General features: G+C 32.6%; 12 protein-coding genes. 4 read left to right on the forward strand and 8 right to left on the reverse strand.

The features are described from left to right. Positions 1-94: 94 nt before the first annotated feature. From EV144_RS05225 to EV144_RS05240, 5 genes are all read right to left on the reverse strand, one after another. A complete protein-coding gene (locus EV144_RS05225) occupies positions 95-1564 on the reverse strand; it encodes a lipopolysaccharide biosynthesis protein (RefSeq protein WP_134146793.1) in 1470 nt (489 codons plus the stop codon). A 45-nt stretch (positions 1565-1609) separates the two neighbouring features. Next, entirely contained in the window at positions 1610-2896 is a 1287-nt protein-coding gene (locus EV144_RS05230) for a glycosyltransferase family 4 protein (RefSeq protein WP_134146795.1), read from the reverse strand. Positions 2897-3202: 306 nt separating this feature from the next. Further along, positions 3203-3373 carry a hypothetical protein gene (locus EV144_RS24100; RefSeq protein WP_166670538.1) on the reverse strand — a complete coding sequence of 57 codons (171 nt, stop codon included), beginning with the start codon at positions 3371-3373 and terminating at the stop codon, positions 3203-3205. Then, positions 3374-5812 carry a YfhO family protein gene (locus EV144_RS05235; protein ID WP_134146797.1) on the reverse strand — a complete coding sequence of 813 codons (2439 nt, stop codon included), beginning with the start codon at positions 5810-5812 and terminating at the stop codon, positions 3374-3376. A gap of 50 nt (positions 5813-5862) precedes the next feature. Continuing rightward, a complete protein-coding gene (locus EV144_RS05240) occupies positions 5863-6156 on the reverse strand; it encodes a DUF4834 family protein (protein ID WP_134146799.1) in 294 nt (97 codons plus the stop codon). Positions 6157-6278: 122 nt separating this feature from the next. On the opposite strand from EV144_RS05240, the gene EV144_RS05245 reads away from it, so the two are divergent. Together EV144_RS05245 and EV144_RS05250 are read left to right on the forward strand one after the other, a co-directional pair. Beyond that, positions 6279-7265, forward strand: a complete 987-nt coding sequence (locus EV144_RS05245) for a transporter (protein WP_134146801.1) — start codon at positions 6279-6281, stop codon at positions 7263-7265. 53 nt (positions 7266-7318) lie between these two features. Continuing rightward, positions 7319-8437, forward strand: coding sequence for a GNAT family N-acetyltransferase (locus EV144_RS05250; RefSeq protein ID WP_134146803.1), 1119 nt, complete (start codon positions 7319-7321; stop codon positions 8435-8437). A 91-nt stretch (positions 8438-8528) separates the two neighbouring features. Here the strand turns inward: EV144_RS05250 and EV144_RS05255 are convergent, their stop codons facing one another. Together EV144_RS05255 and EV144_RS05260 are read right to left on the reverse strand one after the other, a co-directional pair. Next, entirely contained in the window at positions 8529-9011 is a 483-nt protein-coding gene (locus tag EV144_RS05255; protein WP_134146805.1) for a hypothetical protein, read from the reverse strand. Between the two features lie 122 nt (positions 9012-9133). Then, positions 9134-10396: an aminotransferase class I/II-fold pyridoxal phosphate-dependent enzyme gene (locus EV144_RS05260; protein ID WP_134146807.1), complete on the reverse strand. Its 1263-nt coding sequence runs from the start codon at positions 10394-10396 to the stop codon at positions 9134-9136. Between the two features lie 367 nt (positions 10397-10763). On the opposite strand from EV144_RS05260, the gene EV144_RS05265 reads away from it, so the two are divergent. Together EV144_RS05265 and EV144_RS05270 are read left to right on the forward strand one after the other, a co-directional pair. Next, positions 10764-11540, forward strand: coding sequence for an NYN domain-containing protein (locus EV144_RS05265; protein ID WP_134146809.1), 777 nt, complete (start codon positions 10764-10766; stop codon positions 11538-11540). Positions 11541-11578: 38 nt separating this feature from the next. Then, complete coding sequence (locus tag EV144_RS05270) at positions 11579-13093, forward strand: FMN-binding glutamate synthase family protein (RefSeq protein ID WP_134146811.1); 1515 nt, start codon at positions 11579-11581, stop codon at positions 13091-13093. A 57-nt stretch (positions 13094-13150) separates the two neighbouring features. On the opposite strand, the gene EV144_RS05275 is transcribed toward EV144_RS05270, so the two are convergent. Then, positions 13151-13585 (reverse strand): hypothetical protein, encoded by a 435-nt coding sequence (locus tag EV144_RS05275; RefSeq protein WP_243854618.1) that lies wholly within the window; start codon positions 13583-13585, stop codon positions 13151-13153. Between the last annotated feature and the right edge of the window lie 120 nt (positions 13586-13705).

Consider the following 13705-nt stretch of genomic DNA (forward strand, 5'->3'; position numbering starts at 1 on the left):
TTTATTAGAAATAAGTTGATTACCCTTTCTAACAAATATAAAAACAAATAAGATGTGATTTTTAAATTACGGACTGTTTTATCGAAAAGTCTTATTAAATTTTAACTCCTATCTTTTTCAAAAGTGAATCAATAACTGTATTGATATCTGTAGATATTTTAAACTTATAGTTTAAATAGATATACAATATGGTTACTAAAATCGATTTTAAAGCAATACTTATTAATTGATAAAATGGGAATTCCCAGAAGTAAAACAATAAAAACAATGCAAAGGTTAAGAGAATAGAATGTACTGTCTGCTTTGTAAACGGATAAAGATGCAGTTTTTTAACCACAAATTGCAGTTTAGCTAAACTATATAAAGTAATCGATAATAACGTCGCAAACGCAGATCCAAATATTCCCCAAATCGGGATAAAGATCATATTTAAAACAAAGGTTAAAAACACCAAAAGCAATCCTAAATATAAAACCATTCGGTAGTATTTAGTATTAAAAATAATGGCATTATTATTCCCCAAAATCAAATCAAAATATTTAGACATTCCGATCATAAATACAACCGGAATTCCTCCACTGTATTCTTTAGGAACCAATTCGTACAACTGGCTGATGTTTACAAAAATACACAGCATTACAAAACCTCCCACAAACTGCAGGTTAATCGAGGTTTTCTTGTATAAAGTATTCAGTTCTTCTTGTTTGTTATCGTGCATTAATTTTGCTGTAATCGGATATACAATCTGATGCATCGCACGACTCGGAACAGAAATTACCAAAGCAATGTAAGTCGCTACAGAATAATAAGCGATATTCTCAATTTTCATATATTGATTCAGCATCAATTTATCTCCGTCTAAAAGTAAATTGGCAACACTTCCAGAAAGAATAATGAAAAAAGTATATTCCATTACGTCTTTTACGTTTTGTGGAATGTTGATCTGAAATTTAGGCTTCTTGATGTAAAAAGCATAAAACATGGTTATTAAAAATGCAAGGAAATAAATAGCTGCAGTTACATAAACAAATTCTACCAAAGAAATCCAATGAAAATACAATCCTACTAAAGCAAAAGAAGAAAACAATCTAAGACCAACTTCTTTTATAAAATTGCCAAAAACGGAATGCATATGTACTCTTGCCCATGCATAAAAAATCTCAAAATATGCCATACAAATTCCTATAAAGGGAATTAAAAGCATAAACTCTTTTACAACTGGATTTTCTTTGGAAACGAAAGCCGTAATGTCATCAAAGAAAAAGATTCCGATAATTCCGAGTGGAACACACATTAGAATTGGAAATAATGCCGTAAAAGATAAAAACTGTTCTCTTTCTTGTTCTGTTTTATACTGCGAATAAAATTTGACCAGCGTATTTTGCATTCCAATTGCAAACAAAGGCATGATTACGTTTGCTGCAGATAAGATATAATTGGTTAATGCATAATAAGTTGCCCCTAAAAAAACTGGATATAAATAAAGCGTATTAATAGCCCCAATACCGAAGCCAATGTAAGTTATGATGGTGTTTTTGAAAGACTGATTTAAGACAATACCCATTTTTAATTTTAGATTGTAGAGTTCAGATTTTAGATTTTTGGATTATTATTCTTTAATCAGCTGCGCTAATTGTTTCGTTAGGTTTTTTCTGGAATATTGTTGTAAACCAACGCCGTAAGACTGTAATTTACCTTCTAAAAACTGATTATAAAAGTCCAAAATTACACTTTTTAATTTCGCTTTTTCAGAATAATCAAAAAATACTCCAGTATTTGTTTCCTTAATAATATCGGCAAAGTCAGAACCTTGCGGGCCAATGGCAATTATTGGACGGTTTGAGACCATGTATTCGAATAATTTCCCCGGAATAATACTTTTTGTATCTTCAGAATTAATCTCGATTAAAAGTAAAACCTGAGATTTTTTCTGATGCGCAATGGCTTCATGATGCGAAACATATCCTAAAAGGTTCAAATAATCATTTAGCATAAAATGAGCAACAGAATCTAGTACTTCCTGACTTACTGCTCCAATTAATTTTATTTCTAAATGCGTTTTAAAATCTGGAATTTCATTTAATAATTCTACCAGACATTCCCATAAAAACTGAGGATTTCTATCGGATAAAAACGAACCAATATGTGCCAGTGTAAATTTGGTATCTAAAGTCTGTTTTTCGACATTTTCGATATCGTAACCATTTGTAATAACCGAAATTGGCTTATTTGTAATGGCCTGAAATTCAGTTTTTGTAGTTTTGCTGGTAACAATAATAGTATCGGCAGCATTAAGCACTTTATGTTCTAGCTTTTTATGCTTGTTTGCTGCGTAATTAGACAAACGCAAAGATTTATGGTAACCAATAGTTGTCCACGGATCGCGGAAATCGGCAAACCATTTTACATTCAATTTCTCTTTTAATTCTAAACCAATTAAATGTAAACTGTGTGGCGGGCCAGACGTAACAATAGTATCTATATTGTTTTCTTTAATGTATTTTTCTAAATAAGAAACAGAGGGCTTTACCCATAAAACACGGGCATCTGGAATAAAAAGGTTTCCACGAACCCAAAGAAAAATTTTGTCTAAAAAACTTTGCTTTTTCTTATTCGGCATAATGCCTGATGCAATTTTTTTTGTTTTATTTTTTGAAAATATAGAAGCTAATTGATAAGGTTCTAAGATTTTATTTTTAAGAACAATTACCTTATCTGATACTTCGCTGATCAAACCCTCGTCTACAATAGGATAAGTTGGATTTTCTGGAACATAAACAATCGGCTGAACGTCAAATTCAGGCAGATATTTTACAAATTTCAACCAGCGTTGTACGCCAGGGCCTCCGGCTGGCGGGAAGTAATAAGTAATAATTAAGAGTTTTTTTTGTTCCAAGAAAATTGGTTTAAAATTAAAAATGTAAATGTAAAAGTTATTAGATCTTTTTTAAAATCATTTTCTTGTAGAATCTATAAAAGACATATAATATTAAAAGTACGTTTAAGACTAACCATAAGTTATAAAAAACCCAAATCACTTTATATTGATTTTTCATACTTGATAAACTGAAATATTCGCCCTGACTTTCATTATAAAAGTCATCATATCCCATCATAAATACTCCGCAAAAAATAAAAACTAATAAATCTAAAATTATAAAGCTAATAACTTTAATAATCAATTTATTTGAAATTTTCATATCTATTTCGATGATTTGGCCTTTATTATTTTACCATTTTTCAACATATAAGATAATTCAATAAGTACAAATAATCTCTCTAATCTTTCTAAATAAGAAAGTGATTTTATTTCAGTAATTCTTTTATACTCTAATTCTTCTGGTGTACCAGAATTTAATCTGCCGTTATTCATTTAAGAATTTTCAGCTTTACGATTTTTGCTTTCAAAATAAATTCCGCCAATCAATAACAACAACATTATTACAGAACTTGCTAATGCAATTGTACTTCCGGTTTTAATTACCTGAGGTTCAAACTTAAACTCTATAGTATGTTTTCCGCCTGGAATTTCCATTGCTCTTAAAACATAATCTACAGGAAAATGATCTGTTAATTTACCATCAACATAAGCATTCCATCCGTTTTTATAATAAATTTCAGAGAAAACTGCTAAACCGTCTTTTGCGTTATCTGATTTATATTTGATGTAGTTTGGTTTGTATTCTACAACTTTTATAGTTCCAGTTGTATCCCATTGTTTCTCTAAACGGGCATTTTGAAATTTGTTTTCATGATCATGAACATTAAAAACGGCTGTTTTCTTTGTATCAAGATGATCTAAAGCTTTCATTACATCGTCTGGCTTATTAACCAGTCTTACGTAGCTTACAAACCATGCGTTTCCGTTGGCATCAGGATTTATAGTCGGAATTTCTTTTCCTTCTTTGTCTGTTTGAATAACATACTTAACATTCAACATATTAAGTACTTCTAAATTATTTTTAGCAATTTGATAGTCAAATAACTGCTGCATTCTTCTAGGTTTTGCAGCATGATAACCTCCAATAGAATGATGAAAGTAAGACGCACGTGCGCTTGACATATTGCCGCTTACCTCAAAAACTCTATAATGTGTTGTGTCATGTAAAATCTGAGCATCGGCAGGAGTTTCCTGAAATGGTGCTGCAATTTCTACCGGACTTAAAAAATCTTTTGCCGAAACATATTTTCTATCCACAAAAAACAGATCAAAAATCATTAAAACACCAACAATGATTAAGGTTGTAGTCTGTGCAAATTTATTTTTAATAAACAGCCATAAAACTCCAAAAGTAACTACAATAAAGAATCCTGAACGTAGTAGATCTGCAGAATACAAAGTCATTCTGTCTTCTTTTAAAGCATCTACAAAACCTGGACCGTAAGATTGTAAATAATATTCGTCGTTAGCACTTGTGAAGTGGAAAAATCCTTTGGCAATTACAAAAATGATTATAATTCCTAAACCGAAAACTCCGGTTTGTATTAAAGCTTTTTGTTGTTGTTTTGGTTCGTCTTTTGCTTTGAAGAACGATTGTAATCCCATAACTGCTAAGACAGGGAAACACAATTCTAAAATTACCTGAATAGAAGATACGGCTCTAAATTTATCGTACATTGGTACGTAATCGATAAAGAAATCCGTCAATAAAGAGAAGTTTTTCCCCCATGAAAGGATTAAAGAAAATAAAGCTCCGGAAAGAAATACATATTTTATTTTTCTATCGTCTATAAATAATCCTAAAACGGCAAGGAAGAAAACTACAACACCAATATACGCAGGTGCAGCAACAATAGGCTGATCTCCCCAATAGGTTGGCATTCCAGATACAAAATCCTCTGCTTGAGAAGCAGGAACTCCCTGTTCTGTCATAAACGAATACATACGGCTGTCTGGCCCAACATTTTCATGATTAGAACCTCCAAAAAGTCTTGGAGCAATCAAGTTGAAACTCTCGGCAATTCCGTAACTGTATTCCGTAATATAATCGCGGCTTAAAGCATTTTCGTTAACCTTTTTTGTTCCGTCAGGATTATAAGTTAACTCACTATTGCTACGTGTACTAAACTTAGCGTATTCGCTTGTAGCCAATAAATTCGTTGCGTTTGCTCCGATCGCAAAAATTCCGGCTGCTGCCAAAACGCCAAACGAAATTAAAAGCGGTTTATATTCTTTTTCTTTGATAAAATTGAAAGCAAAATAACCTGAAAGTATCAATAAGAAAATCAATAAATAATAGGTCATTTGAAAGTGGTTGGCATTAATTTCTAATGCTACCGCAAACATGGTGAGCAATCCTCCCCAAATATATTTCCGTTGAAAAACGAGAATAAATCCGGCAATAACCAATGGCATATACGCAATAGCATGTGCTTTGGCATTATGACCAACTCCTAAAATAATAATTAAATAAGTAGAAAAACCAAACGCAACTGCACCTATAAATGCTTTTAACGGATCTGTTTTTAAAACTAATAACAATCCATAAAAACCTAAGAAGTATAAGAATAGATAATCAGCCGGACGTGGTAAAAAACGTAAAACGTCGTCTATTTTACCCACAAAATCGTTTGGATAATTAGCTCCCAACTGATACGTTGGCATACCGCCAAAGGCAGAATTTGTCCAATAAGGTTCGGCATGTTCTGTAGCTCTAAAGTCATTTTGCTCTTTTGCCATTCCGGTATATTGAGCAATATCCGACTGGAAAATTTGTTTTCCTTGTAAAACTGGATAAAAATAAATTAAAGAAACGAGAATAAAGCCCAGGATTACAAGGGCATGCGGATAGAACTTATTTACTATTTTCAATTTAGGCTGGTTTGGGTTAAATGATGAATCCTATATTTTAGGACACAAATCTAATCTATTTCTTCGTAATCAACGTAATCGCCAACTTTTTTGGTCTCGCGTGAAGTTTTTGCATTTGTAGTATCAATAATGATCTCGTCATTATTTTTACGAGTATTTTGCTGCCATGCATTACCTTGGCTATATTGTTGCTGTTGTTGTCTTGAAAAATTTTCGCCTGCTTTTTCAACTGCTTTTTTTACCAATACTGGCAAAAAGATTCTAGCTAAAAATTTAAAAATATAATAAAAAGCTATAACCCACACGATGGTTCTTAATAAACCTGAAAATGATGCTTCTTGCATAACTGTATAATTTTTTCCAAAATTAATAAATCCATTGTTTAAAATTAAAATATCAATCTTAAATAAATAATAAAATATGTACATTTGAAATGCGTTATTATTTTTTAATCAAAAAAACGTTTATGTCAAAAATTAAAAACTTACTTGCCCCGGTACTTTTTTTAGTTCCCCAGATTTTTTTCGCACAATACACCGATGTTATCAATTCTAATCGTCCCGGAGAAACAATGTCTGCTTATGCAGTTGGAAAATCAGTAATTCAGGCTGAAATTGGAGTTTACGGCATCAAAGAAAAACACGATTTACTAGATTATGACGGCAGCGGTTTTGGTACCGATATTACACTTCGATATGGTGCTTTTCTTGAAAAACTGGAGTTTGTTCTGGATCTGGAATATCAGGCAGAGCATTTTAATACTCCTTACACCAGTTATAAAAAAAACAATTTCAGACAAACTGTTCTTGGTGCTAAATATTTAATTTATGATCCTTTTAAAAATTACGAAAAAACAAAAAATATTTACAGCTATAAAGCCAATCATAGATTTGACTGGCATTCTTTAATTCCTGCCGTTTCTGTATTTGCCGGAGCAAATTTTGTAGGTGCAGATAATCCGTATTCTTTTTCGCCGCAGTCTAGTATTTCGCCAAAAATTGCCTTGATTACACAAAATCTTTTTGGAGATGGAAGATGGGTTTTTGTTACTAATATTATTGCAGATTATATTACTACAGATTACCCAAGTTACGGATATGTATTAACTTTGACGCACGGATTTAACGACAAATGGTCTGGTTTTGTAGAAAATCAAGGTTACAAAAGTGATTTTTACAGTGATGCCATTATTCGTGGCGGTGCGGCTTATTTAATTAATCCAAACTTGCAGGTTGATGCTTCTTTGAGTACTAACTTTAAAAATACGCCTTCTATATTTTACGGCGGTGTTGGAGTTTCCTGGCGCTATGATGCAAGTTATAAAGAAAAGCAAATGGAATTTAAGGCTGATAGAAAAGCCAGAAAGAACGACGATAATTTAAAAGATCCAAAGGATAAAAAAGAAACAGATTATCAGGAACAAGAAAGAAAACGTAAGTCTAAATACGAATAATTTAATAACAAAACCTCTTCATTAAATAGAAGAAATTTTACAATAAGTCTTAAATGATTACAATAAAAGAAGCCAAAACCAAAAAAGAACTAACTGAATATATTAAGTTTCCGTTTTCACTGTATCAAAACAATCCATATTGGGTTCCTCCTATTATTGCAGATGAATTAGAGTCTTTTGATAAAACAAAAAATCCTGCTTTTGATAATGCTGAGGCTTATTTTTATCTGGCGTACAAAAATAACGAAATTGTAGGTCGTATTACGGCTATCATCAACTGGGCAGAAGTAAATACCCAGCATAAAAGAAAGGTTCGTTTTGGATGGTTTGATGTTATTGATGATATCGAAGTAACTAAAGCTTTGCTTGAAAAAGTGTATGAATTAGGAAGACAAAACAATCTGGAACATGTAGAAGGTCCGATGGGATTTTCAAATTTAGATAAAGTCGGCGTGCTTACTGAAGGTTACGACCAAATGGGAACTATGATTACATGGTACAACAATCCGTATTATGTAACTCATTTTGAACAATTAGGCTTTCAGGTTGAGAAAGAATATATAGAAAGTATTTTTCCTTTTTCAAATGTAAAACCTGAATTTTTTCTAAAAGCTCAGGAATTAATTAAAAAAAGATACGGCTTAAGATCGCTTACTTTTACAAAAACAAAAGACATTATGCCGCACGTGGACAAAATGTTTGATTTGTTTAATGAATCGTATGCAAAATTGGCTTCGTTTGTAGCGATTTCAGACGTTCAGAAAGAATATTTTAAAAAGAAATACATCAGTTTTATCAATCCAGAATACATCAAATTTGTGGTTGATAAAGACGATAATTTAGTAGCTTTTAGTATTGTAATGCCAAGTTTTTCTGAAGCTTTACAAAAAGCAAAAGGAAAATTATTTCCGTTTGGATTTATTCATTTATTGAGAGCCAGAAAAAAGAGTAAAGATGTTGTTTTCTACTTAATCGGAGTGCATCCGGATTACCAAAACAAAGGAGTTACGGCTATTATTTTTGATGAATATTTTAAAACTTTTTCAGAAAAAGGAATTCAAAATTGCATCAGAACCCCAGAATTGGCCGAAAATACAGCCATTCATTTACTTTGGAAAAACTTTGACCCAAAAATTCACTGTCAAAGAAAAACGTATAGATTGGAGTTATAGATTCTCAAGATACAAAGACTCAAAGGCTCATAGGTTCAAAGCAACTTACTTTGTCCCTATGAGCCTTTGAGTCTTTGTACCTAACAAAAAACTATTGTACCGGTTTACAATCAACTTTTACGAGAGTATTTTTTTGATCAAATTTTAATTTTGATTTATCTTTAAAAGTCACTTTGTCATTTGCTTCTATAGTGTCACCATATCCTTCGATAAAAGTGGCGTCTTTATGTAAAAATGCGACTTCGCGAACAGAAGAAACTCCTTCAGATGTAAAGGTATATTCTGCAATAAGAGTATCTCCTTTCATGTTTCCAACCAGGATTCCTTCATTTTTATCTTTACCGCTTATATTGTAACTCAATGTACCGTTTACTTCCTGATGTGAGTTTACATTAAAACTTAAATCTACCATACTGTTATTTGCTGAATAACTATAACATTGATTTCCTGCAGGTTCTACAACTTCGGCTTCTTTTGGTGCGCTTGGAGTTATCGTGGGAGCCACTGGTTCTGTTTTTTTGCAAGAAACAAAAACAACCAAAATCATCATCGTTAGTGCTAATACTTTTTTCATAATGTCTTTATTTTATATTTTACTGTAGTATAAATTTAAGTGAAATATAAAAAAAATCCATTCTGTATAAGAATGGATTTTTTTACATAATTCCCATCTTAGGGAATCTATTTTTTTAGAAATTAAGCATCTAAATCAACTGTTGTTCTGCTTGCAATTTCTTTGTATGTTCCGTTTTCTAATTTTTCACGAATTGCTTCAAAAGCTGTAAGCGTTTCATCGATATCTTCTAGTGTATGTGAAGTTGTTGGGATCATTCTCAACAAAATAATTCCTTTTGGAATTACCGGATAGATTACGATAGACAAGAAAATACCGTAGTTCTCTCTTAAGTCATTTACCATAACCATTGCTTCTGGCACACTTCCTTGTAAATAAACTGGTGTTACACAAGTATTTGTATCTCCAATATTAAAATTTCTAGAACGTAATCCGTTTTGTAAAGCGTTTACATTTTCCCAAAGTTTATCTTTTAATTCCGGATGGTCACGTAATAATTGTAAACGTTTTAACGAACCAATTGTTTGAATCATTGGCAACGCTTTTGCAAACATCTGAGAACGTAAATTGTATTTTAAGTAATCGATAATGTCTTTATCTGCAGCGATAAATGCTCCAATATTTGCCATTGATTTTGCAAAAGTAGAGAAGTAAACATCAATATCTGCCTGAACTCCCTGCTCCTCACCTGCTCCGGCTCCTGTTTTACCAAGTGTACCAAAACCGTGTGCATCATCAACCAATAATCTAAAATTATATTTTTGTTTTAACGCAACAATCTCTTTCAATTTTCCTTGTTGTCCGCGCATTCCAAAAACACCTTCAGTAATAAACAAGATTCCTCCTCCAGTTTCAAGTGCCATTTTAGTAGCACGCTGTAGGTTTTTCTCCATACTTTCAAGATCATTATGCTTATAAGTAAAACGTTTACCCATATGCAGACGAACTCCATCAATAATACAAGCGTGAGAATCTACATCGTATACAATAATATCATTTTTAGTTACTAAAGCATCAATAGTAGAAACCATTCCCTGGTAACCAAAATTTAATAAATAAGCAGATTCTTTCATAACAAAAGAAGCCAACTCATTTTCTAACTGCTCGTGGTACTTGGTGTGACCAGACATCATACGCGCTCCCATTGGGTAAGCAGCTCCGTATTCTGCTGCTGCATCAATATCTGCCTGACGCACTTCTGGGTGATTTGCAAGACCTAAATAGTCATTTATACTCCAGTTCAAAATATTTTTCCCACCAAATTGCATTCTTGGACCAAGTTCTCCTTCTAATTTAGGGAATACAAAATACCCCTCAGCTTGTGAAGCCCATTTTCCTAATGGTCCTTTATTGTTCTGAATTCTTTCGAATAAATCTTTTACCATAAATATATTTTGAAGTAATAATTTTATTTTAACAGGGAGCAAAAATAATGATTATTATTCTAAAATAGAGTCAGCCATTTATTTTTATTGAAAAATACAATGAATATAAACCTTTCCAAAGTTTTCTTATTCAAAATGCTTTTCATATTAATAAGATTTAACTTTAAAAAACCAGCAAAAACATAGCTTAAAAATGAATTTACTGGTAATAAACGACAATTTTTCTTTAAATTTCCATTATGTAATTATTCTTATTTATAACCAGAATAATTTAAATCAGTTTGCGTCATTTATTCCCTAAACTTGGCGGTTTGTAATCAATTTTAGTTTTACCTTTGGTAGTATATAATTTTGTAAAATGTAAAAAATGGCTTTAAGCACCTCAAAAGATTTAAAATTAGCCGTTCTTATTGATGCCGACAACGTACCATACAGTAATGTAAAAGGTATGATGGAAGAAATAACAAAATTTGGCACTCCGACTACCAAACGTATTTATGCCGATTGGACAAAACCAAACTCAAATGGCTGGAAAGGAGTTTTACTAGAACATGCGATTACCCCAATTCAGCAATACAGTTATACAGTTGGAAAAAATTCTTCTGATTCTGCTCTTATTATTGATGCTATGGATTTACTTTATTCGGGAAAATTAGACGGATTTTGTATTGTTTCCAGCGACAGCGATTTTACGCGTTTGGCAATCAGGCTTCGGGAATCTGGCATGAAAGTAATTGGTATTGGAGAAAAGAAAACTCCAAATTCTTTTATTGTAGCCTGCGACAGGTTTATTTATATTGAAGTTTTGGATGGCGCGATTCAGAAAAAGAAAACCAAAGCCGTTGCAGACGTTAAAAAACTGATCGAAAAACCTGCTGAAAAAGCATTACATAAAATAGACAAACAGACTATCGATCTTATCGAAGCCACTATAGAAGATATCGAAGATGATGACGGCTGGGCTTTTTTGGGCGATGTCGGAAATCTAATCGTAAAGAAAAAACCAGAATTTGACCCAAGAAATTACGGTTTTTCTAAGCTTACGCCGATGCTGAAATCATTAACCGATATTTTAGAAATCGACGAAAGAGAATCAGACAAAAAAGGAATCAAACACGTTTACGTTCGTTTAAGATTCAATTAATTTATTACATTTTATTACCTATTTAATTCTTTAAAAACATGAGAAAGAAATTCTTTATTTACGGATTCTTATTGTTTCTAATTGTTCTCGCAGTTTACCTTTACACAAAACGAGGATTTTTGCTCGTAATTATTCTACCAATCTTATTGGTTGTTGGTATTTACAACGCAACTCAGACCAAACATGCCATTTTGCGAAATTTCCCTGTTTTAGGGTATTTCAGATATCTATTTGAAATGATTGCGCCAGAAATTCAGCAGTATTTTATTGAAAGATCTACTGATGGAAAACCTTTCTCTAGAAATCAGCGTTCTATGGTGTATCAAAGAGCCAAAAACATCGATTCGAGCACGCCTTTTGGAACACAGCAAAATCTTAATCACGATAGTTACGAAGGAATCAAACATTCTATATTTCCTGCAAAAGTCAATGAAGAATTACCGCGAGTATTAGTTGGCGGAAAAGATTGTAAACAACCTTATTTAGCTTCTCTATTTAACGTTTCGGCGATGAGTTTTGGTTCGTTGAGCGAAAATGCAGTTCGTGCTATAAATAATGGTGCAAAAAAAGGAAATTTCTATCAAAATACTGGAGAAGGTGGTTTAACTGAATTTCATCTTGCTGGCGGCGGCGATATTACCTGGCAGATTGGTACAGGATATTTTGGATGCCGTGATGCTCAAGGAAATTTCAGCCCTGAAAAATTTACTGAAAAGGCCAATCTTCCGAACGTGAAGATGATTGAAATTAAACTTTCGCAAGGTGCAAAACCGGGTCACGGAGGTGTACTTCCAGCCGCAAAAAATACTGAGTTTATCGCTAAGATAAGAGGCGTTGAACCACATACAATGATTCTTTCTCCTCCAGGACACAGTGCATTTTCAGATAGCAAAGGACTTATTACTTTTATTGCGCAATTGCGTGAATTATCAAACGGGAAACCTATTGGTTTTAAATTATGTATTGGTAATACAGCAGAATTTGAAGCTATCTGCCACGAAATGATTGCTGCTGATATTTATCCGGATTTTATCACTGTAGATGGTGCCGAAGGAGGAACTGGCGCTGCGCCTTTAGAATTTGCCGATGGTGTGGGAATGCCATTTGAGCCTGCTTTGATTTTTGTAAACAAAACTTTGATAGGGTTAAATATCCGCGATAAAATACGCATTATAGGAAGCGGAAAAATTATTTCTGGTTATTCTATTCTTCACGCTGTGGCATTAGGCGCTGATATGTGTAACAGCGCACGTGGTTTTATGTTTTCGCTGGGATGCATACAAGCGTTGCGTTGTCATAATAACGAATGTCCAACGGGAGTTGCGACTCAAAACAAAATGCTAATGAAAGGTTTGGTTGTAACCGATAAATCAGATCGCGTATATCACTTTCATAAAAACACACTGCATGCCGCTAATGAACTTTTGGCAGCTGCAGGCAAGAAAAGTTTCTCAGACGTTGATATCAATATCTTTATGCGTGGTGACGAATTTGCTAATTTATCAGATTCTTATTTTCCTGATAACTTAACCAATGTAACCAAACAACATTAAAAGTAAAAAAGCCTCTTCGCAATTGCAAAGAGGCTTTTTTAATATCTGTTTACCTAATTAAAGTTTAGCAGCTACTTTTTTATCAGAATCATCTTTTTCTAAAACTGCCAGTTCTTCTTTATCTACTAATTGCTTAGCCAGAATAAAGTTATTATACGCTAAAAAATATACATCAAAAGACACTCCCTCGTTTATTAAGTCTGCAGAAATTTGGTTGTTTTTAATCATTTCTTTTAACAGCGCCGGAAACGATTCTTTGTATGCTAATTTGTTTGCATCGTTTTCTTCCAGATTAGTTTCAATTCTAATTTCAATTCTATTGTCATTCAAAAATGCTTTTGCACTTGTACTGGTAATACCACTACCTTTTATTGAAGACGAATTATTGTAATTACTTACATGTTCCTGAATTTTCTGTTTGGTGTTTTTACAACTTACCAACAACAGTACAACAGCAAAAGCAAATGCGATTTGGGTAATTTTTTTAATCATAATTTTTTGGTTTATTAGTTAATTTTTAACTCAAACATAATAAACTTTTCACACAAAAGCAATATTCCGTTACAAAAAATACAAATGTAATTATTTGACTACAAATTAATTACGCTTAAA

This window comes from Flavobacterium sp. 270 (assembly GCF_004368785.1).
GTDB lineage: Bacteria > Bacteroidota > Bacteroidia > Flavobacteriales > Flavobacteriaceae > Flavobacterium.